The sequence below is a fragment of the Corynebacterium neomassiliense genome, assembly GCF_900626215.1.
In the GTDB taxonomy this organism is placed as follows: Bacteria; Actinomycetota; Actinomycetes; order Mycobacteriales; family Mycobacteriaceae; genus Corynebacterium; species Corynebacterium neomassiliense.
In genome coordinates this window covers 2,657,350-2,678,245 of record NZ_LR131106.1, presented here as the reverse complement: position 1 = coordinate 2,678,245, position 20,896 = coordinate 2,657,350, and the positions used below count along the sequence as shown (strand labels likewise).

16 protein-coding genes are annotated in these 20,896 nt (G+C 67.1%); 10 read left to right on the top strand and 6 right to left on the bottom strand.

Annotated elements, in window-relative coordinates:
* Positions 1 to 29: 29 nt before the first annotated feature.
* Positions 30 to 929, bottom strand: a complete 900-nt coding sequence (locus E0E18_RS11700) for a phosphoribosylaminoimidazolesuccinocarboxamide synthase (protein ID WP_066585264.1) — start codon at positions 927 to 929, stop codon at positions 30 to 32.
* Positions 930 to 1,168: 239 nt separating this feature from the next.
* Between E0E18_RS11700 and E0E18_RS11695 the strand changes: the two genes are divergently transcribed.
* The 8 genes from E0E18_RS11695 to E0E18_RS11660 all read left to right on the top strand — a co-directional run bounded on the left by E0E18_RS11695 (position 1,169) and on the right by E0E18_RS11660 (position 14,155).
* The gene (locus tag E0E18_RS11695) at positions 1,169 to 2,845 is read left to right on the top strand and encodes a peptide ABC transporter substrate-binding protein (protein ID WP_130840966.1); all 1,677 of its coding nucleotides are present in this window, start codon (positions 1,169 to 1,171) and stop codon (positions 2,843 to 2,845) included.
* Between the two features lies 1 nt (position 2,846).
* Complete coding sequence (locus E0E18_RS11690) at positions 2,847 to 3,773, top strand: ABC transporter permease (RefSeq protein ID WP_066585263.1); 927 nt, start codon at positions 2,847 to 2,849, stop codon at positions 3,771 to 3,773.
* Positions 3,766 to 4,785: an ABC transporter permease gene (locus E0E18_RS11685; protein ID WP_187119893.1), complete on the top strand. Its 1,020-nt coding sequence runs from the start codon at positions 3,766 to 3,768 to the stop codon at positions 4,783 to 4,785. Before E0E18_RS11690 ends, E0E18_RS11685 begins: the two co-directional genes overlap by 8 nt.
* Entirely contained in the window at positions 4,782 to 6,518 is a 1,737-nt protein-coding gene (locus E0E18_RS11680; RefSeq protein ID WP_130840964.1) for a dipeptide ABC transporter ATP-binding protein, read from the top strand. Before E0E18_RS11685 ends, E0E18_RS11680 begins: the two co-directional genes overlap by 4 nt.
* 545 nt (positions 6,519 to 7,063) lie before the next feature.
* On the top strand, positions 7,064 to 8,578 hold the full coding sequence (locus tag E0E18_RS11675) for an MmgE/PrpD family protein (protein WP_130840961.1): 1,515 nt from the start codon (positions 7,064 to 7,066) through the stop codon (positions 8,576 to 8,578).
* Entirely contained in the window at positions 8,578 to 9,501 is a 924-nt protein-coding gene (gene prpB, locus E0E18_RS11670) for a methylisocitrate lyase (protein ID WP_161972285.1), read from the top strand. The genes E0E18_RS11675 and prpB overlap by 1 nt, the downstream gene beginning before the upstream one ends.
* 34 nt (positions 9,502 to 9,535) lie before the next feature.
* Positions 9,536 to 10,693, top strand: coding sequence for a bifunctional 2-methylcitrate synthase/citrate synthase (locus E0E18_RS11665; RefSeq protein ID WP_130840959.1), 1,158 nt, complete (start codon positions 9,536 to 9,538; stop codon positions 10,691 to 10,693).
* Between the two features lie 15 nt (positions 10,694 to 10,708).
* Positions 10,709 to 14,155 carry a pyruvate carboxylase gene (locus E0E18_RS11660; RefSeq protein WP_130840957.1) on the top strand — a complete coding sequence of 1,149 codons (3,447 nt, stop codon included), beginning with the start codon at positions 10,709 to 10,711 and terminating at the stop codon, positions 14,153 to 14,155.
* A gap of 41 nt (positions 14,156 to 14,196) precedes the next feature.
* On the opposite strand, the gene E0E18_RS11655 is transcribed toward E0E18_RS11660, so the two are convergent.
* Complete coding sequence (locus E0E18_RS11655; protein ID WP_066585241.1) at positions 14,197 to 14,625, bottom strand: Lrp/AsnC family transcriptional regulator; 429 nt, start codon at positions 14,623 to 14,625, stop codon at positions 14,197 to 14,199.
* An 83-nt stretch (positions 14,626 to 14,708) separates the two neighbouring features.
* Between E0E18_RS11655 and E0E18_RS11650 the strand changes: the two genes are divergently transcribed.
* Positions 14,709 to 15,368 (top strand): LysE family translocator, encoded by a 660-nt coding sequence (locus tag E0E18_RS11650; protein ID WP_130840955.1) that lies wholly within the window; start codon positions 14,709 to 14,711, stop codon positions 15,366 to 15,368.
* 57 nt (positions 15,369 to 15,425) lie between these two features.
* On the opposite strand, the gene purB is transcribed toward E0E18_RS11650, so the two are convergent.
* On the bottom strand, positions 15,426 to 16,865 hold the full coding sequence (gene purB / locus E0E18_RS11645) for an adenylosuccinate lyase (RefSeq protein WP_174217170.1): 1,440 nt from the start codon (positions 16,863 to 16,865) through the stop codon (positions 15,426 to 15,428).
* A gap of 152 nt (positions 16,866 to 17,017) precedes the next feature.
* Here purB and E0E18_RS11640 point away from each other — a divergent pair, with 152 nt between their 5' ends.
* Positions 17,018 to 18,286, top strand: a complete 1,269-nt coding sequence (locus tag E0E18_RS11640) for an HNH endonuclease signature motif containing protein (protein WP_130840953.1) — start codon at positions 17,018 to 17,020, stop codon at positions 18,284 to 18,286.
* Here the strand turns inward: E0E18_RS11640 and E0E18_RS11635 are convergent.
* The 3 genes from E0E18_RS11635 to E0E18_RS11625 are packed head-to-tail and all read right to left on the bottom strand — an operon-like array spanning position 18,253 to position 20,893.
* Entirely contained in the window at positions 18,253 to 19,116 is an 864-nt protein-coding gene (locus E0E18_RS11635; RefSeq protein WP_110481950.1) for an Fpg/Nei family DNA glycosylase, read from the bottom strand. The genes E0E18_RS11640 and E0E18_RS11635 overlap by 34 nt on opposite strands.
* The gene (locus E0E18_RS11630) at positions 19,109 to 20,194 is read right to left on the bottom strand and encodes a YbjN domain-containing protein (RefSeq protein WP_130840951.1); all 1,086 of its coding nucleotides are present in this window, start codon (positions 20,192 to 20,194) and stop codon (positions 19,109 to 19,111) included. The genes E0E18_RS11635 and E0E18_RS11630 overlap by 8 nt, the downstream gene beginning before the upstream one ends.
* Positions 20,195 to 20,893: a hypothetical protein gene (locus tag E0E18_RS11625; protein WP_110481953.1), complete on the bottom strand. Its 699-nt coding sequence runs from the start codon at positions 20,891 to 20,893 to the stop codon at positions 20,195 to 20,197.
* Positions 20,894 to 20,896: the final 3 nt, after the last annotated feature.

The window sequence follows — 20,896 nt, the reverse complement described above, 5'->3', positions numbered from 1 at the left end:
TCTGCCCCGGCCTCTTTCTGGGCCTGCGGTCAGTATCCTGCGCAGGTGCCGATCCAGTCGGCGAAGCGCTTCCCCGAGATCCTCTCGTAGGCCTCGATATAGCGTTCGCGGGTGGCCTCGACGACGGATCCGGGCAGTTCCGGAGGGGGTGTCTGGGATTTCGGTGACCAGCCGGACTTCGGTCCGGTGAGCCAGTTGCGGACGTACTGTTTGTCGAAGCTCGGCTGGACCTTCCCCTCCTCGTAGGTGTCGGCCGGCCAGTAGCGGGAGGAGTCTGGGGTGAGGACTTCGTCGCCGAGGACGAGGTTGCCCGCGGCGTCCAGCCCGAACTCGAACTTCGTGTCCGCGAGGATGATCCCGTGGTCGGCGGCGATGGCCGCAGCCTGGCTGTAGATCTTCACCGACGCGGCGCGCAGTTCCTCGGCCCGCTCCCTGCCCAGGTCGGAGACGACCCTGGCGAAGGTCACGTTCTCGTCGTGGTCGCCGATCTCGGCCTTGGTCGCCGGAGTGAAGATCGGTTCGGGGAGCCTGGAGGCCTCGGTGAGACCCTCGGGGAGTTCCACCCCGCACACGGCACCGTTCTCCCGGTACTCGGCGAGGCCTGATCCGGTGAGGTATCCACGGACCACGCATTCGAAGGGGAGCATGTCCAGTTTCCGGCAGACCATGGCCCGCCCGACGACCTTTTCGGGGATCCGTTCGTCGTCCGCCCCGCCGGCGAGGTGGTTGGGGAAGTCGAGCGCGTCGAAGAAGAAGTCGCTCATCGCGGTGAGGACCCGCCCCTTGTCCGGGATGTCGGTGTCCAGGACGTAGTCGTAGGCGGAAATCCGGTCGGTGGCCACCATCAGCAGAGTTGTGTCGTCGATCTCGTAGATCTCGCGCACTTTACCTGCGGAAAAGTGCGTGTACTCGGACAAGTCAGGTCGCATGGGGGCAAAGTCTAGCCCGCCTGTGGACTGAACTCCACGTGGACACTCCCCGGCGGCGTGGCGGCCGTCACATCTTGTTCTCCCGGATGAATCCCCGGTGACTCCCTGGTAACTCTAAGGTGGCTGTGGTCCGCGTCTCACCACTGTCGGCGTCTCACCGCTGTCGGCGGCGCTGCACCGGAAGTCCAGTAACCCCTCACCAGATCCCTCCGACCTCTCCCACCCATGAAAGGCACACCATGAGTCACACCCGGCTCCCCGGGCACATACCCCGCCTCATCACGGCACTTTTCGCCTGTCTGTCCGTCGTGTTCGCCACCGCGGCCTGCGCGGACAACTCCGACCGGGTCCCCGACGAGTACATCAGTTTCTTCGGCGGTGAACCACAGAACCCGCTGGTCCCGTCCAACACGAACGAGGTCAACGGCGGGCAGGTCATCGAGAATCTCTTCACCGGCCTGGCCGAATACACCCCCGACGGGGAGGTTCGCATGGGCGTGGCCGAGTCGATCACCCCCAACGACAACTCGACCTCCTTCCGTGTCAGGCTCCGCGACGACTGGACCTTCACGAACGGGGAACGGGTCACCTCCGACTCCTTCATCGACGCCTGGAACTGGGCGGTCCAGCCGGAGCACGCGCAGCTGCAGTCGGCCTTCTTCGCCCCGATCAAGGGCTACACCGACGTTGCCGGGGAGACAGACGCCGACGGCAACGTGACCGTCGAACCGACCGCGGAGACCATGTCCGGCCTGCGGAAGATCAGCGACACCGAGTTCACGATCACCCTCTCCGCCCCGGACTCCTCCTTCGTCTCCCTCCTCGGTTTCTCCGCCTTCGCCCCACTGCCCTCCGTCGCCTTCGAGGACATGGACGCCTTCGGCGCCCACCCGGTCGGCAACGGACCGTACATGATGGACGGGGATGACGCCTGGCAGCACAACGTCTCCATCACCCTGCGCGCCAACCCGGACTACCCCGGTGACACCCCGGCGAAGAACCCCGGGATCGCGTTCGTCATGTACTCCTCACTGAACACCGCCTACGCGGACCTGCAGTCCGGGGATCTCGACCACATGCGTGAGACTGTGTCACCGGAGGCGTACCCGACGTACACCGAGGATTTCCCCGACAGTCACGACGACAAGCCCTACGCCGCGATCCAGAACTTCACCGTGCCGGAGAGTCTGCCCGGTTTCGGTCCCGACGAGGAGGGCAGGCTGCGACGCGCCGCGATCTCCATGTCCATCGACCGGCAGCTTGTCATCGACAAGGTGTACTTCGGTACCCGACGCATCGCCGAGGATTTCGGCGCCCCCACACTCGCCGGCGGACTCCCCGACATCCCGGGCAAGGAGGTACTGACCTACCAGCCCGAGAAGGCGAAGGAACTGTGGGCGCAGGCCGACAGGATCAGCCCGTGGGGCGGACAGAAGTTCGAGATCGCCTACAACGCCGACGGCGGTCACCAGCAGTGGGTCGAGGCGGTGACCAACAGCATCCGGCAGAACCTCGGTATCGACGCCGTCGGCAAGGCCTACCCGACCTTCAAGGCCATGCGTGACGACGTGGTCAACCGCACCGTCGACGCGGCGTTCAGGTCCGGGTGGAACGCCGACTACCCGTCGATCGCGTCCTTCCTCGTGTCCAACTACCGGACGGGGGACTCCTCCAACGACGGTGACTACTCCAACCCCGAGTTCGACCGCCTCCTGGCGGATGCCGCGGCACAGCCCGACGCGCAGCAGGCCCAGCCCGTCTACAACCGGGCGCAGGCGATCCTCATGAAGGACCTGCCCCAGATCCCGCTGTGGTACTACGCGGCGTCCACCGCCTGGAGCCCGAAACTGCACAACGTGCAGTCGGGTTGGCTGGGCATGCCCGTCTACACCGAGATCACGAAGGACGTGAACTGACATGTGGTGGTATCTCGGAAAACGTCTCCTCCAGCTGATCCCGGTCTTCCTCGGAGCGACATTCCTCATCTACGCGATGGTCTTCCTCACCCCAGGTGACCCGGTTCTCGCTCTCGCGGGGGACAAGGCCGCGGATCCCGCGGTGCTCGACTCCATCCGCGAGCAGTACCATCTGGACCGGCCGTTCATCGTCCAGTACCTGCTCTACCTCGGCGGAATCTTCCAGGGTGACCTCGGACTGACCTTCTCGGGCCGACCGGTCACCGAGGTCCTCGCCGAGGCCTTCCCCATCACCGTCAAACTTGCGGTGATGGCACTGGTCATCGAGACGGTCTTCGGCGTCGGCTTCGGCGTCGTCGCCGGTCTGAAGAAGGGCGGCTGGTTCGACTCCACCCTGCTGGTCGTCTCCCTGGTCATCATCGCCGTACCGGTGTTCGTCCTCGGCTTCGTCGGACAGTTCCTCTTCGGCATCCAGTGGGGCATCGTCCCGCCGACCGTCGGCTCCCACGGTTCCTTCACCCGCCTGTTGTTGCCGGCGTTCGTGCTGGGGCTGGTGTCCTTCGCCTACGTTCTCCGGCTCACCCGGTCGGAGGTCGCCCAGAATCTGCGCGCCGACTACGTCCGTACCGCCTCGGCCCGGGGACTGTCCCGCCCGAAGGTGATCACCGCGCACGTGCTCAGGAACTCACTGATCCCGGTCGTGACCTTCATCGGCGCGGACTTCGCGGCCCTGCTGGGCGGCGCCATCGTCACCGAGGGCATCTTCAACATCCACGGTGTCGGCGGACTTCTCTTCGAGGCCGTGAAGCTCGGGGAGTCCCCGACGGTGGTCAGCGTGGTCACCGTCCTGGTGATCATCTTCGTGCTCTCCAACCTTCTCATCGACCTGCTCTACGCCCTCCTAGACCCCAGGATCCGCTATGTCTGACCCGCACAGCACCACCACCGGTACCGGTCCCGGCAGTTCCACCGGTGCCGGAAGTTCCACAGCAACGACGCGTCCTGACCCGCTGCCCCGTGGGGGCAGATGGGTCGCCGAGGTCGAGACCTCCGACGTCCTCACCCGTGACCAGCGACTCCCCGACGAGGCCCCCCGGGGCTTCTGGGGGTCGGCGTGGCTCAGGCTGCGGCGCCGGCCCATGTTCTGGGTCTCCGTCATCATCATCGCCGTCGTCCTTCTCGTCACGGTCTTCCCCGGACTGTTCTCCGGGACCGACCCACGCGCCGCCCGGCTGGAGGATTCGTTGGAGGGCGCGGCCCCGGGCCACCCCTTCGGGTTCACCCAGCAGGGCTACGACGTCTACGCCCGCACGGTCTACGGTGCCCGCGCGTCGGTGACCACCGGCGTCCTCACCACACTCGCGGTGACCCTCGTCGGTATCATCGTCGGTTCCCTGGCCGGGTACCTCGGCGGCTGGGTGGACGCCCTGCTCTCCCGCATCACCGACATCTTCTTCGCCATCCCGCTGCTGCTCGCCGGCATCGTGCTCATGCAGGCCTTCGAGGTCCGCACCACCTGGACGGTGGTGCTGGTGCTGTCGCTGTTCGGCTGGCCGCAGATGGCGCGCATGGTCCGTGGGGCGGTGATGCAGGCGAAGAACAACGACTACGTGCAGGCGTCCCGCGCCCTCGGACTGTCCCGGGTCGCCATCCTCGTCCGTCACATCCTGCCGAACTGTCTGGCACCGATCATCGTGATGACGACGACCAACCTGGGTATCTACATCGTCGCCGAAGCGACCCTGTCCTACCTGGGCATCGGTCTGCCACCGGAGACGGTCTCCTGGGGCAACGACATCTCCACCGCCCAGTCGACCCTGCGGATCGCCCCGGAGATCCTCTTCTACCCGGCCGGCGCCCTGGCCCTCACCGTGCTGGGGTTCATCCTGCTCGGTGACACCCTCAAGGACGCCCTCGACCCGAAGGAGCGCACCCGATGAGTGACGCCACAGTCAACGACCACAGCACCTCCGGCGACTTCCCCCTCCTGTCGATGCGCGATGTCTCCATCGCCTTCGGTACTCCGAAGAACCCGCTGCCTACGGTCGCCGACGTCAGTCTCGACATCTGGCCCGGGGAGACCGTCGCCGTGGTGGGCGAGTCCGGTTCCGGGAAGTCGACGACCGCCATGAGCATCATGGGGCTGCTGCCGGGCGGCGGGCGGGTCACCGGGGGGACCATCACCTTCGACGGCCGCGACATCACCCATCTCAGTGAGCGTGGTTTCACGGAGATCCGCGGCTCGGAGGTGGGCCTGGTCCCCCAGGACCCCATGAGCAACCTCAACCCGGTGTGGTCGATCGGCCACCACATCAAGGAGGCTCTGAAGGCGAACAACGTCGCCACCGGTTCGGCCGCCCACACCCGGGCCGTCGAGCTCATGGAGGAGGCGGGTCTCACCGATGCGGAACGCCGGATCAACCAGTACCCCCACCAGTTCTCCGGTGGTCAGCGGCAGCGTGCCCTCATCGCCTGCGGACTGGCCGCCCGTCCCCGCCTCCTCATCGCCGATGAGCCGACCTCGGCTCTGGATGTGACGGTGCAGCAGCAGATCCTCGACCATCTTCAGGGGCTCACCCGGGAGCTGGGTACCGCTGTCCTGCTCATCACCCATGACCTGGGCCTGGCCGCAGAGCGCGCCCAGCGGATCATCGTGATGAGCCAGGGCAGGATCGTGGAGACCGGTCCCTCCCTGGAGATCCTGCAGGATCCACGGCACCCGTACACGAAGAAGCTCGTGGCGTCCGCCCCGTCGGTGGCGGCCCGCCGTGTCGACCTGAAGCTGGAGGAGCCGCTGAAGGACGCTGCCCCGGTGGCGCCGTCAGGCCCGGCAGGCACGTCAGGCACGTCGGGCACGTCAGGGGACAGCACACCGAACCTCATCGAGGTGTCCGGGCTGACGAAGATCTACGAGGTCGCCGGGGACCGCCCGTGGCGGAAGAAGCAGTTCACCGCGGCGGAGGATGTCAGTTTCTTCCTGCGGCGCGGACGCACGCTCGCGCTGGTCGGCGAGTCCGGGTCGGGTAAGTCGACCGTGGCACAGATGGTGCTCGGTCTGCTGGAACCGACGCGGGGCACGGTGACCTTCGACGGTACCGACGTCACCGGACTCGACAAGGCGGGGGAACTGGCGTTCCGCCGTCGGGTTCAGCCGGTGTTCCAGAACCCGTACGGCTCGGTCGACCCGATGTACTCGGTGTTCAACACCATCGCGGAGCCCTTGAAGGTCCACGGGGTGGGGTCTGCCCGGGACCGGGAGAAGCGGGTCCGTGAGCTGCTTGACCGGGTTGCGATGCCGTCGTCGATGTTGTCCCGGTACCCCGGCGAGCTGTCCGGCGGGCAGCGGCAGCGTGTCGCCATCGCGCGGGCGCTGGCCCTGGGCCCGGAGGCGCTGATCCTCGACGAGGCGGTCAGTGCACTGGACGTGCTGGTCCAGTCGCAGATCCTGGCACTGCTCAACGAGCTGCAGCGGGACACCGGGCTGACCTACCTGTTCATCACCCATGACCTTGCGGTGGTCAAACAGATCGCGGACGAGACCCTGGTCATGCGTGACGGCAGGATCGTGGAGAGAGGGGAGACGGACGCCCTGTTCGAGACGCCGGAGCAGGAGTACACGCGTCACCTCATCGACTCGATCCCCGGCAGTTCCCTGCCGCTGTACCAGGGCTGAACCGGGGGACGGCCGGCCCTCAACGGGTGCCGGCCGGCGGTCGTCACTTACCAGAGCACCTGCATTGTCCACCACCCCCGGCGCAGGAAAAGTGGGGAAATTCCGGCTCCGGCGATCTCGCCGGTGTCACCCGGTCAGGGCGCAGGGGTGGGACGCCACCGCACAGCGAGCGCACCGCCACCGCACCGCGGGCACAGCCCGAGCGCACCGCCACAGTTCCATCTCCCGGGTGAACATTCTCTGACCTGCACTGACATGGCACCTGGAATTCCCGGTCGGCGGTGTACGCGGCGGTGTGCCACCGTCCTCCCACCTTTTTCCACCACTCCCGACACCACACTTCCACAGCCCGGTCACAGCCCGGCCGGCGGCTGGCCGGTCCGGAAAGCCACCCGCAAAAGTGTGTGGCGCAACACTGTTAAAGCCCCTCTGTGATGCGTACTTCACCCCCGTGCTTATTTTCCCGGATAATTCTTTCGACAGCGGTGGCATAGTGGGATCCACATCACACCATGTGTCACCCGTCACAAAGGAGAATCTGTTCCGTGGAGAATCACATCGTCCGCGTCCACCCGTCCGCCGAAGACTTCCCCCGAAGCGAACACCTCGCCTGGAAGATCGCACAGGTCGCCGCCGATCCGGTGGCCGTGCCCGCCGAATCAGCGGACATGGCGGTCAACCGCATCATCGACAACGCCTCCGTCGCCGTCGCGTCGGTACTCCGCCGACCGCCGTCGACCGCCCGTACCCAGGCCATGGCCCGCCCCATGAGCCCGGGCTCCACCGTCTTCGGCGTCCCGGGGACCTATGCACCGGAATGGGCGGCCATGGCCAACGGTGTCGCCGTGCGCGAACTCGACTACCACGACACCTTCCTCGCCGCCGAATACTCCCACCCCGGAGACAACATCCCCCCGGTCCTCGCCGTCGCCCAGCGGCAGGCCGCAGCCCGCGGCCTGACCGGTGAAGACCTCATCCGCGGTATCGTCACCGGTTACGAGATCCAGGTCGACCTCGTCAAGGGCATCTGCCTGCACGCCCACAAGATCGACCATGTGGCGCACCTCGGGCCCTCCGTCGCCGCAGGTCTCGGCGCCCTGCTCAGGCTCGACCCCGAAACCATCTACCAGGCGGTCGGCCAGGCACTGCACACCACCACCGCCACCCGGCAGTCGCGTAAGGGACTCATCAGTTCCTGGAAGGCCTTCGCCCCCGCCTTCGCCGGGAAGATGGCGGTGGAGGCCGTCGACCGCGCGATGCGTGGCGAGGGAGCCCCCGCCCCCATCTGGGAGGGTGAGGACGGCGTCATCGCGTGGCTGCTCGACGGGCCGGACGCCGAGTACACCGTCCCACTCCCCGCACCGGGCGAGGGCAAGCGGGCCATCCTCGACACCTACACCAAGGAACACTCGGCGGAGTACCAGTCCCAGGCCCCCATCGACCTGGCCTTCCTCCTCCGCGACCGGATCGACGACCTCGACAAGATCAGGTCGGTCGTCCTGCACACCAGCCACCACACCCACCACGTCATCGGCACCGGTGCGAATGACCCGCAGAAGTTCGACCCCGACGCCTCCCGTGAGACCCTCGACCACTCGGTGATGTACATCTTCGCCGTGGCCCTCGAGGACGGTGTCTGGGACTACAGCACCTCCTACTCCCCCGAACGCGCCCACCGCCCGTCCACCGTCCGACTGTGGCGGAAGATCTCCACCGTCGAAGACCCGGAGTGGACCCGCCGGTACCACTCCAGTGACCCGGCGGTGAAGGCCTTCGGTGCCCGGGCGGTGGTCACCATGGAGGACGGGACCGTCATCGAGGACGAGCTCGCCGTCGCCAACGCCCACCCGCTCGGCGCCCACCCCTTCGACCGCGCCCAGTACGAGAACAAGTTCCGCACCCTGGCCGAGGGACTGGTACCGGACAAGGAACAGGACCGTTTCCTCGACGCCGCCCGCAACACGGCGTCCCTGGGCCCTGACGAGCTCGACCAGCTCACCGTGACCTTCGACGCCGACACCCTGGCCAAGGCCCCCGCGATCCCCGACGGGATCCTGTGATGTCCGGCCTGTACTCGAGCACCGTCCCTCCCACCGACCGTCGCCGGGCGCTGAGGGACTCCCTCACCTCGACACGGATCACCCGGCTCCCCGGCGCATTCTCCCCGCTCGTCGCCCGCGCCGTCCAGGACAAGGGCTTCGAGGGCGTCTACGTCTCCGGGGCGGTCGTCGCCGCTGACCTGGCACTTCCGGACATCGGCCTGACGACCCTCACCGAGGTCGCCGGACGCGCCCGCCAGATCGCCAGAGCCACCGACCTGCCCGTACTGGTCGACGCGGACACTGGGTTCGGCGAACCCATGTCGGCGGCCAGGACCGTGTCCGAGCTGGAGGACGCCGGGATCGCCGGCTGCCACCTGGAGGACCAGGTCAATCCGAAACGCTGCGGCCATCTCGACGGCAAGGAGGTCGTGCCTACCGAGGTGATGCTGCGTCGCATCGGCGCGGCGGTGAAGGAACGCCGGGACGACCAGTTCGTCATCTGCGCCCGGACCGACGCCGCCGGGGTCGAGGGCATCGACAGTGCCGTGGAACGGGCGAAGGCCTACGCGGACGCCGGTGCCGACCTCATCTTCACCGAAGCCCTCCGTACCCCGGCGGAGTTCGAGAAGTTCCGGGCCGCGGTCGACGTCCCGTTGCTGGCGAACATGACCGAGTTCGGGAAGTCTGAGCTGCTCGGCGCACAGACCCTGGAGGACCTCGGCTACAACGCCGTGATCTTCCCCGTGACCACCCTGCGTATAGCCATGGGCCAGGTTGAACAGGCACTGGGCGACATCGCCTCCACCGGAACCCAGCGTGACTGGCTGGACCGTATGCAGCACCGGTCGCGACTCTACGAACTGCTGCGCTACCGGGAATACAACGAGTTCGACACCAGCGTCTTCACCTACTCCCCCGACACCTACGATCCCACCGCCTGACCGGCACACCACTTCCGTGAGAGGAGCCACCACCATGAACGCCACAGATTCCACCGCCACCGAGGTCCGCAAGGGTCTCAACGGCGTCATCGTCGACTACACCGCCGTCTCCAAGGTCGTCCCGGAGACCAACTCCCTGACCTACCGGGGCTACCCGGTCCAGGAGCTCGTCGAGCACTGCACCTTCGAGGACGTCGCCTACCTGCTGTGGAACCGGGAACTTCCGACCCCCGAACAGAAGGAGGAGTTCGAGAGGACGGAACGGTCCCTGCGCGGGATCCCGCAGGCCCTGGTCGACCTCGTTGACGGTCTGCCGCAGGACTGCCACCCCATGGACGTCTGCCGCACCGCCGTGTCCTGGATCGGTGCCCACGACGCGCAGGCCGGTGACCGGTCGGGCGACGGGGTCCGACGTATCGGCCTCAACCTCCTGGCGAAACTTCCCACCGTCGTCGCCTACGACATGCGCCGACGCCGGGGACTGGGCTTCATCGCCCCCTCCCCTGACCGTTCCATCGCCGAGAACTACCTGTACATGGCCTTCGGGGACGGCGAGGGGTCCCCGGCGACCGGTCCCGACGATGTCGAGGCCTTCGACCAGTCACTCACCCTCTACGCCGAGCACTCTTTCAACGCCTCGACCTTCACCGGCCGGGTCATCGCGTCGACGACCTCGGACACCTACTCCGCGGTCACCGGGGCGATCGGTGCGCTGAAGGGCCCGCTGCACGGTGGCGCGAACGAGGCCGTGATGCACAACTTCCTCGAGGTCGGTGACCCCGACCGGGCCGAGGCCTGGGTCCTGGACAAGGCGGACCGCAAGGAGAAGATCATGGGCTTCGGGCACCGCGTGTACAAGCGCGGTGACTCCCGGGTCCCGTCGATGGAGGCCGCGATGCGGCGCACCGCGGCCAACCACGACGGAGCGAAGTGGGTGGAGATGTACGAGAAGATGCAGGACGCCATGGAGAAGCGCACGGGAATCCTGCCGAACCTCGACTTCCCCGCAGGACCGACCTACTACATGCTCGGTATCGACATCCCGTTCTTCACACCGATCTTCGTGATCGCCCGGGTCGTCGGCTGGACCGCGCACATTGCGGAACAGAACGCGGACAATGCGCTGATCCGCCCGCTGTCCGCCTACAACGGCGAACCCCAGCGGTCGGTCAACGACCGTCCGGCCGCCTGAAAGGACCGGCCTCAGATGGCACTCCCCTCCTTCGACAGGATTCTCGTCGCCAACCGTGGCGAGATCGCCGTCCGCGCCTTCCGCGCCGCCTACGAGACCGGCGCCCGCACTGTCGCGGTGTACCCGCGGGAGGACCGCAACTCCTTCCACCGTTCCTTCGCCACCGAAGCGGTACGCATCGGCACGGACGGTTCCCCGGTCAAGGCCTACCTCGACGTCGACGAGATCATCCGGGCCGCAGAGCAGACCGGGGCGGACGCCGTCTACCCCGGCTACGGCTTCCTGTCGGAGAACGCGGCCCTGGCCCGCGCCTGCGCCGACAACGGCATCACCTTCATCGGGCCGTCACCGGAGACCCTGGAACTCACCGGGGACAAGGCGGCTGCGGTCCGGGCTGCCCGACGGGCCGGACTTCCCGTCCTCGACGACTCGGAACCCTCCGAGGACATCGACGACATCGTCTCCATGGCCGCGGGCCGCGCCTACCCGCTGTTCGTCAAGGCCGTGGCCGGTGGCGGGGGCCGGGGAATGCGGTTCGTGGCGTCCCCCGGAGAGCTGGCCGAGAAGGCGGCGGAGGCCTCCCGGGAAGCTGCGGCGGCCTTCGGCGACGCCAGGGTGTACATCGAACAGGCCGTCACCGATCCCCGGCACATCGAGGTCCAGGTGCTCGGTGACCGTGACGGCGGCGTCATCCACCTCTACGAGCGTGACTGCTCGCTGCAGCGACGGCACCAGAAGGTCGTGGAGATCGCGCCCGCCCAGAACCTCGACCCTGACCTGCGCGACCGTATCTGCAGGGACGCCGTGACGTTCTGCCGCGCAATCGGGTACCAGGGGGCCGGGACGGTGGAGTTCCTCGTCGACGCCGCCGGCAACCATGTCTTCATCGAGATGAACCCCCGTATCCAGGTCGAGCACACGGTCACCGAGGAGGTCACCTCGGTAGACATCGTGAAGGCCCAGATCCACCTCGCCGCCGGCGCCACCCTTGATGAGCTGGGACTGCGGCAGGAGGACATCGTGACCCGGGGAGCGGCCCTCCAGTGCCGGATCACCACCGAGGACCCCGCCAACGGATTCCGGCCGGACACCGGGACGGTCACCGCCTACCGTTCACCGGGCGGGGCAGGTGTCCGTCTCGACGGGGCGGTGAGCCTCGGCGGAGAGATCACGGCCAACTTCGACTCCATGCTGGTGAAGCTGACCTGCCGCGGCACCGACTTCGCCCAGGCTGTCGCCCGTGCCCGACGGGCCCTCAACGAGTTCACCGTCTCGGGTGTGGCGACAAATATCGGGTTCCTGCGCGCACTGCTGCGCGAGGACGACTTCCTCCACCGCCGGATCTCCACGTCGTTCATCACCACCCACCCGTGGCTGCTGCAGGCGCCGCCGGCCGACGACGAGGCCGGACGACTGCTCGACTACCTCGCCGACGTGACCGTCAACCGGCCCAACGGTGACCGGCCGGCGGAGGTCGTCCCGGCGCGCAAACTTCCGCCGGTGGTGAGGGAGAAGGACGCCCGCAACGGCAGTGACGCCAACGGTGCCGCCCCCCTGCCCCGGGGTTCCCGGGACCTGCTGCGTGAGGTGGGGCCGGAGGAGTTCTCCCGTCGGCTCCGGAGCCGGGCCTCCCTCGCTGTGACGGACACGACCTTCCGGGACGCCCACCAGTCCCTGCTCGCCACCCGGGTACGGACCAGTGCCCTGGTCGACGCCGCAGAGGCTGTCGCACGGCTGACCCCGGAACTGCTCTCCGTGGAGGCGTGGGGCGGTGCGACCTACGATGTCGCCCTGCAGTTCCTCCACGAGGATCCGTGGGAGAGACTCGACAGGCTGCGGACGGCGATGCCGAACATGAACATCCAGATGCTCCTGCGGGGCCGGAACACCGTCGGCTACACGCCGTACCCGGACGTGGTGTGCCGCTCCTTCGTCGCGGAGGCGGCGGTGTCGGGTGTGGACATCTTCCGCATCTTCGACGCACTCAACGACATCGACCAGATGCGCACCGCCGTCGACGCGGTCCTGGAGACCGGGACGGCGGTGGCGGAGGTGGCGATGGCGTACTCCGGGGACCTCTCCGACCCTGCCGAGGACCTCTACACGCTGGACTACTACCTGCGCCTGGCCGAACAGATCGTCGCGACGGGGGCACATGTACTGGCCGTCAAGGACATGGCCGGGCTTCTCCGCCCCGCCGCGGCGACCACCCTGGTGACCGCACTGCGGAGGAACTTCGACCTGCCGGTGCACATCCACACCCACGACACCGCGGGCGGGCAGTTGGCGACCTACCTCGCCGCAGCGCAGGCGGGTGCCGACGCCGTCGACGGGGCCAGCGCCGCGATGGCCGGGACAACATCCCAGCCCTCCCTGTCGGCGATCGTGGCGGCGTTCGCGCACACCGACCGGGATACCGGCATCGGGCTGGACGCCGTGAACTCGATGGAACCGTACTGGGAGGCCGTCCGGACCGTGTACCGGCCCTTCGAGTCCGGGCTTCCGGGCCCCACCGGACGGGTGTACACGCACGAGATCCCCGGAGGGCAGCTGTCCAACCTGCGCACCCAGGCTGTCGCCCTCGGCCTCGGTGACAGGTTCGAACTCATCGAGGACGCCTATGCCGGGGTGAACCGCCTGCTCGGACGCCCCACGAAGGTCACCCCCTCGTCCAAGGTCGTCGGCGATCTGGCGCTGCATCTCGTCGGCGCCGGTGTCACTGTCGGGGAGTTCGCCGCCGACCCCCGCCGGTACGACATCCCGGCGTCAGTCATCGCGTTCCTCCGCGGTGAGCTGGGGACACCTCCCGGAGGCTGGCCGGAGCCCCTGCGCACGCTGGCCCTGGAGGGCAGGGGGTCCACCGCGTCCCGGGTGGTCGAGGTCCCCGCCGGAGAGGAGGAGAACCTGCGCGGTCCGGCCGATGCACCGTCCCGGGCGCGCAGGAGCGCCCTCAACCGGCTGCTGTTCCCCCGGGAGACGGAGGGATTCGAGGAGCACCGGCGCCGATTCGGTGACGTCTCCGTCCTCAGTGACAGGCAGTTCCTCTACGGGCTGAAGGAGGGTGAGGAGACTGCCGTGAGGATCAGAGGCAACACCGCGATGGTGGTACGCCTCGACGCGGTGGGCGAACCCGACGACAAGGGGATCCGACGGGTCGTCACCACCGTCGACGGTCAGATCAGGCCGGTCCGGGTACGCGACCGTGCGGTGGAATCTGTGACGGCTGCGGCGGAGAAGGCCGATCCTGCAGTCCCCGGCCAGGTTGCCGCACCGTTCGCCGGTGCGGTCACGGTCACCGCGAAGGTCGGCGACGAAGTCTCCGCCGGGGACGCCGTGGCCGTCATCGAGGCGATGAAGATGGAGGCCACGATCACCTCTCCGGTCGACGGGACGGTCACTCGGGTCGTGACGACCCAGCCGACGAAAGTCGAGGGCGGTGACCTGCTCGTCGTCGTCGAGTGACGGACAGCGGAGTGACGGGCAGCGGAGTGACGGACCTGCCGTCAGAGCCTCTTCATGACCATGGTCGAGGTCAACCGCTCCACTCCGGGCAGCGTCCCCAGCACCGAGTCATAGAGTTCCTGGTAGCCGGTGAGGTCGCGGGTCAGGGTGCGCAGGATGTAGTCGGTTTCGCCGAAGACCCGCTCGGCGGAGACGACGGCGGGTTCGCGGGACACGGCGTCCTCGAAGGCGGCTACCGTGGCCTGATCGGTCCTGCCCATGGTGACGAAAACGAGCGCCTCAAAGGCCAGTCCGAGGGCGGCCCGGTCGATCTCGGCGTGGTAGCCCAGGATGACGCCGGTGCGCTCCAGTTCCTTCAGACGCCGGTGGCAGGAGGACACGCTGAGACGGACTGCGCCGGCGAGGTCGGTGACACTCATTCTCCCGTCATCCCGGAGCAGTGCAAGGATTTTCCTGTCGACGGCGTCCATGCGGAATATTATTGCACGGACAGGCGATGTCGGACGCAAAGTTCGAAACACATTCCCCTCATCCTGAAATAAGCTTGTGAGCTGTGGAAACAGCTCTCGTGCTCCAGTTCGCGCTCACGGCCGGCATCTTCGCCGTCATGCCCGGCGCCGACTGGGCCTACGCGATCACGGCCGGACTGCGCACCGGATCCGTGGTGCCCCCGGTCCTCGGACTCGCCGGCGGGTACATCGTCGAGGTCACCGTGATCGCCGTGGGTGTCGGAGCTGTCGTCAGCTCCCACCCTGACCTCCTCACCGTACTGACGGTGGTCGGGGCGACCTACATCGTCTGGCTCGGCGTGACCAACCTCCTCGAACTGCGCCGGGGCGTCCCCGCCCTGGTCTCTCCGGCCCCTGCCGCCGGCACAGGGACCGGCACAGGGACCGGCACAGGCGTGCCCTCCGACGGACTGCACCAGTTCATCCGCGGCATGGGCGTCAGCGGGATCAACCCCAAGGGGCTCATGCTCCTCCTCGCACTGCTGCCGCAGTTCCTGACCCCCGGAGGATGGCACTCCGGGGTACAGATGGCACTGCTCGGCGGGATATTCGTACTCGAGATTCTCGTGGTCTACTCCGGCGTCGCGGTACTGGCCCGCTCCCTGCTGCGCAGCCGGCCACGCCTGGCGACCGCAGTCACGGTATGCTCCGGAATCTTCCTCACCGGCTTCGGAACCTGGATGCTCCTCGACGCACTGTTGTGAGGTGGGGGCCGTCCCCGGCGTGGAAATCACACCCGGGGACGCCTGGGGCGGTGACGCCTAGAGGATCTCACCCGGAGTGTAGGCCGCCGCCTCCGGATACTTCGCGACCACGGCGTCCACCCGTGCCAGGACGCGGTCCACCTGGTTCTCCGCGGCACCGATGAACGCGTGACGGTCAGCCAGAGCCTCCCTGAGCTGCTGCTCGTCGAGCGGGAAACGCTCATCGGCGGCAAGCCGTTCAACGAGGTCCTGACCCCCACCGTTCTCACGCATGTTCAGTGCGACGGCAACCGCGTTCTCCTTGATGATCTCGTGGGCGGTCTCACGCCCCACCCCCGCACGCACCGCGGCCATGAGAATACGGGTCGTGGCGAGGAACGGCAGGTAACGCTCGAGCTCGCGGTCGATCATCGCCGGGAACACACCGAACTCGGACAGGACGGTGAGGAAAGTCTCGCACTGGCCGTCGAAGGTGAAGAAGGCGTCCGGCAGGGCGACCCGCCGCACCACCGAGCAGAAGACGTCACCCTCGTTCCACTGCGAACCTGCCAGGTCAGACACCATCGTCATATATCCGCGCAGGATGATCTGCATGCCCCCGACACGTTCACAGGACCTTGCGTTCATCTTGTGCGGCATGGCCGATGACCCGACCTGCCCCTCCTTGAACCCTTCGGTCACGGTCTCGTTGCCCGCCATCAGCCGGATGGTCATCGACAGGGAAGACATCGCGGCACCGGTCTCGACGAGAGCTGACAGGGCGTCGAAGTCGAGGGAACGGGGGTACACCTGCCCGACGGAGTCGAAGATGCGGGTGAATCCGAGCTCGTCGGCGATCCTGCGTTCGAATGCCTCCAGCTTCCCGACATCTCCGCCGAGCAGGTCGAGCATGTCCTGACTGGTGCCCATCGGGCCCTTGACTCCGCGCAGCGGGTAACGGTCCAGCAGGTTCTCGATCCGCTCGATGCCGATCATCAGTTCATCGGCGGCTGAGGCGAACCGCTTGCCGAGGGTGGTCGCCTGTGCTGCGACGTTGTGGGAGCGGCCAGCCATGACGAGGGTCCTGTAGCGGGCGGCCCGCTCGCCGATGCGGGCGAGGACGGCGACGGCCTTGTCGCGGGCGATCTCCAGGGAGCGGCGGATCTGCAGCTGCTCAACGTTCTCGGTGAGGTCCCGGCTGGTCATCCCCTTGTGGATGTCCTCGTGGCCGGCGAGGGCGTTGAACTCCTCGATGCGGGCCTTGACGTCATGCCGGGTGACCTTCTCGCGCTCGGCGATGGAGACGGTGTCAATGTCGTCGATGACCCGTTCATAGTCTTCGATGACGCCGTCGGCGATGTCCACCCCCATCTCCTTCTGGGCCTTCATCACGGCGATCCACAGGCGGCGCTCAGCGAGGATCTTGTCCTCCGGGCTCCAGATTCGGGTCAGCTCCGGGGAAGCGTAACGGTCGGCCAGGACGTTGGAGATCTTCTTCTTGTCAGCCACGGCGTCCAGTATCCCACACCGCCCTCCCCTCGCCGGCCCGGTGCCTTCCCCTGCGCCTGTGGCAGGGATCCACGGGCACCCCACATTAGAACACCTGTTTCATTACATCAGAATTTCCTGTACAGTTCACCCCAGTGAACCACCGGGGGAAGGACGCCACCATGACCACCGCAGTACAGTCACCGCACATAGGCGGTGCCGAAGTCGCCAGACACGTCCGTGACAACATCATTCCACTGGCCAACCTGGGGGACATGCTCACCGTCGTCGGGCTGCTCGCCACCCCTGTGGAAGCCCGTATCTCCACCGCCCTGGCATGGCGCGGCCGTACCCGGGCAGATGCGGTCCGGTTCGGTCACGCAACAGACGTCGCCGAACGTATGCCCGAACTGTTCACCCTCGCCCAGGAATCCGGACGGCTGGCGGTGGACCATCTCGATCTTGTCTGGTCCAGGATCAACCGCCACATGTCTACTGTCCCCGTCAGTCTGACGGAGGAGACCCGTACAGGACTCGACCATGTCGTCGAGCCTGCGGTGGTCTCCTGGTTGTCGGAGAACGGCGAGGGAACCTGCACCGTCAACCTCGCGGATCTGCGGGATCTCATCGATGCGGTCCTCCTGGACAAGGCCCCCGGACTCTACGCCGAGACCGCCAGAGCCGAGAGAGATTCGGCGACACTGCACCGTCGGGGCAGGGTACTCTCACTTCACTGCGGCAACGAGCTGACCGCCGCCGGCATCGACAGGGCACTCACGGACAAGGCGAAGCAGATGATCGCCGGCCTGCGGCACAGTCGTGACGAGGCCGACGACCCAGGGGCTCTTCCCCCGCTCCCGACCAGAAACGAGATCAAGGCCCAGATCCTGATGGGCATGCTCGGTGACGACCCGGAGACGTTGACCGTACGGATCAATCTCTTCCGGGCCACCGTCGACGACGTCCACGGCACCGGTGCCGCCTACTCCCCCGAAGTCGGCTGGCTCGACGTGGAGGCGGCAGAACGTCTCGAAGATCTCGCACGCACCTCCCCGAACGGGACGGTTCAGGTCCTCCCCACCCGGCGCGTCGAACTTCCCTCCACGGAGGCCTACCGGTGGCCGGTGCTGGTGCAGATGGCCGCGGAATCCCGTGACGGTCACTGCAGGTTCCCCGGATGCACCGTTCCCGCGGTCCGATGCGAGAAAGACCACATCGAGAACTCACCCCACACCGATCCCACGTCCAACGGGGCAACTGAGCTGGAGAACGTCCAGAACCTCTGTCCCGAACACCACAGAGTCAAAACCACCCGGTTGTGGACGTGCAACTCCCCCGACGGCGGTCACACAGTCTGTTGGACGGGGCCGAACGGGGAGGAGCACACCACCTACGCTGCAGGCCCCCTGTCACACTTCTACCGTGACGATCCCGACGGACCGGTCGACTGAACAGGCTGACAGTCCGGGCACCAGTAGATCTTCCGCCCGGACAGCACACCGGTCTGCACCGGCGTGCCACACACCAGACAGGGCTGACCGGCGCGCCTGTACACATACACTTCGCCGCCGTGGTCATCCCTGCGCGGAGCCCTGCCCATCGCCTCCGGTGTGTGCCGGGGCCGGACCGTGTCGATACGACCGGTACGCTCACCGGCCTCCATGAGCAGGACCAGATCATCCCAGACAGCGGTCAACTCCCCGGACCGCAGCTCGCTGCCCCGGCGCTGCGGACAGATACCCTGCCGGAACAGCACCTCCGTCCGGTAGATGCTGCCCACCCCGGCAAATAGACCCTGGTCCATCAACAGTGCGCCGACCGGTCTCGACGAGCACAGGGTCCGCCGCACCGTCGACTCCAGTTTCCCCCGGTTGAGTACGCCGACCCCCGCCGAACCGTTGACCGGCAGCAACGGGTCAGCTCCCAGTTTCGCGATCACGGCGTCCTCTTCCTCCGGAACCACCAGGGCACAGCTCTGCGGCCCACGGAGGTCGGCGACCTCGTGCCCGTCACTGATCCGCAACCGCACCTGACCATGGGGAGGCGCTGCAGGCCCGAAGCCCATGGTGCCGATCAGTCCGAGATGGATGTGCACCGTCCCCGCGGAGAAATGCACGAACAGATGCTTTCCCCAGGCCGTGGCGTCAGACAGGACTGAACCATCGATCAACGCCGCCTCCGTGGCAAAACGCCCCTGCGGCGAGCTCACGGACACCACCCGACCACCGAAAGTCCTGACCAGTGCTGCGGCGAGCCGGTGGACCACGTGCCCTTCAGGCATCAGCTTCACCGGAGATCTCGGCCGCCATCAACCGCAGCATCTCACCGACAGCCCGACGGTCGCGGGAGACAGCGTCATCCAGTTGGGCGTCCGACAACCCGGAACCCACCGGACGGTGCACCGCACAGGTGAGAGTTCCCCGGTCGAAGACCGCGACGACCCCTCCTGGCAGCGTGTTCACCCGGTTGCACAAAGCTCTCAGCCACTCCTCCACGTCGTTCGTGTCATCGTCACTTTCCGGGCCACCTGATCCCGGCGAGCCCAGCGTCACACCATCCGTCACGGACAGAGTGCCGTCGTGAAGTGCCACGTCAGCCCCGGCAGCGAACCTGAGGTAGCCGTTTCCACGGCGTCCTGACGCCCCGGGTTCCCTGTGCTCGGTCCTGCCTTCCAGTGATGTCCCGATCCTCGCGAGCAGAACTGCCGGAGTCCGACCGCCCACGAGACCGAACCTGTTTCCCGGGGTGACGGCAGCCGTGACGTCACCGTGGGCGACCTCCTCCAGCACCGCGTCCACCGGCACCGCGTCCGGCTGGCGGTCTCCGGACTCACCGGCCCTGTCACCACCGGCCCTGTCACCACCGGCCACGGTCTGCAGTCCACGTTCGGCGAGGAAGCTGCCGAATGCACTGAATCCTGCCAGTGCGCGGCGCAGCCATTCGTCGAGCTGCTGCACGGTCACCCCGACCCCGCACACCAGTTCACTGTCCGCTGTGACCGTCACCCGGCCGGAGCGGTCGACGCCGACCTGCGCCCGCGGTACCGTGTGCCCGGCGTTCCAGGTGCCCGCCAGCGTGAGCAGCTTCCCGGAGTCGCTGTCACTCTGTCCTTCCCACAGCCCTTCGAGTGCGAATGTGAGCGGGGCCGTGCGCACTGTGGTGGCGACCGCGAATCCGCCGACCTGCGTGACGGGCCGGTCACCTCCGATCTCGGTGAGTACCCGGTGGAGCACTGCGGAGGCGGCGTGGGGGTCGACCTGTGGCGATGGGAGTATCTCTGTCTCGCCGGGGTCCGGGGCATGTCTCCACTGGCGGACCGTTCGCCGTGACCGGCCCGGGGCTTTTCTCCGACCGAACATCTAGTCCTGCCCCTCCATGACCTCGATAATGTGTCTGACCTGCTTTTCTGCCAGGTCGGTGAGGATCTGTGTGTCGGTTACCCCGGATGCGGCGATGCGGAAGTGGACTCCGTCGACGGTCCCTGTGATGGTGGTGACCAGTTCTTCCCCGGGTGTCACCGAGTCGCTGAGGACGGTGATGACTGTTGTGTCGTCCGGGGATGCCAGTGATGCTCTGCTCGAGTCCGCCCGGAAGTGTGTCACTGATCCGTCGTCCCTGGTCCTGGTGAAGTCACTGCACCGGTCCGCGCTGACTTTCCCTGAGGCGAGGCTTGCGGTGTCGCCGTCGTCGGAGGTGGAGACGACTGCGTCGACGACGGCGGGGTCGTTGGAGTCTTCGGGGAGGAACTCGACGGCCCCGGTGGTGTCCCCGTGGTCGTGGAGTTCGGCGATGATCGAGGTGGAGGTCGGCACGAGGGCGGCACAGTAGTCCGGTTCCACTTTCACGGATGCGGCCTCGGCGTCGATCTGCTGGCCGAGGTCGTCACCGGCGTCCCGCAGGACTTCGGCGACACTGTTCCAGGTGTATCCGGGTGGCGTGTCGTCCCTGGTCATCAGCATCGTGGACACTGAGGAGGTGTCCACCATCCGGTCACTGTCGGAGCCGCAGGCGCTGACGAAGGCGCAGGCGGTGCAGGTGAGGAGACCGGTGCATATCACGGG

Coding starts and splice junctions, on each gene's coding strand:
- E0E18_RS11695 (WP_130840966.1), top strand. CDS start 1,169: ATGAGTCACACCCGGCTCCCCGGGCACATACCCCGCCTCATCACGGCA.
- E0E18_RS11635 (WP_110481950.1), bottom strand. CDS start 19,116: ATGCCTGAAGGGCACGTGGTCCACCGGCTCGCCGCAGCACTGGTCAGG.
- E0E18_RS11680 (WP_130840964.1), top strand. CDS start 4,782: ATGAGTGACGCCACAGTCAACGACCACAGCACCTCCGGCGACTTCCCC.
- prpB (WP_161972285.1), top strand. CDS start 8,578: ATGTCCGGCCTGTACTCGAGCACCGTCCCTCCCACCGACCGTCGCCGG.
- E0E18_RS11665 (WP_130840959.1), top strand. CDS start 9,536: ATGAACGCCACAGATTCCACCGCCACCGAGGTCCGCAAGGGTCTCAAC.
- E0E18_RS11630 (WP_130840951.1), bottom strand. CDS start 20,194: ATGTTCGGTCGGAGAAAAGCCCCGGGCCGGTCACGGCGAACGGTCCGC.
- E0E18_RS11640 (WP_130840953.1), top strand. CDS start 17,018: ATGACCACCGCAGTACAGTCACCGCACATAGGCGGTGCCGAAGTCGCC.
- E0E18_RS11660 (WP_130840957.1), top strand. CDS start 10,709: ATGGCACTCCCCTCCTTCGACAGGATTCTCGTCGCCAACCGTGGCGAG.
- E0E18_RS11700 (WP_066585264.1), bottom strand. CDS start 929: ATGCGACCTGACTTGTCCGAGTACACGCACTTTTCCGCAGGTAAAGTG.
- E0E18_RS11685 (WP_187119893.1), top strand. CDS start 3,766: ATGTCTGACCCGCACAGCACCACCACCGGTACCGGTCCCGGCAGTTCC.
- E0E18_RS11690 (WP_066585263.1), top strand. CDS start 2,847: ATGTGGTGGTATCTCGGAAAACGTCTCCTCCAGCTGATCCCGGTCTTC.
- E0E18_RS11655 (WP_066585241.1), bottom strand. CDS start 14,625: ATGGACGCCGTCGACAGGAAAATCCTTGCACTGCTCCGGGATGACGGG.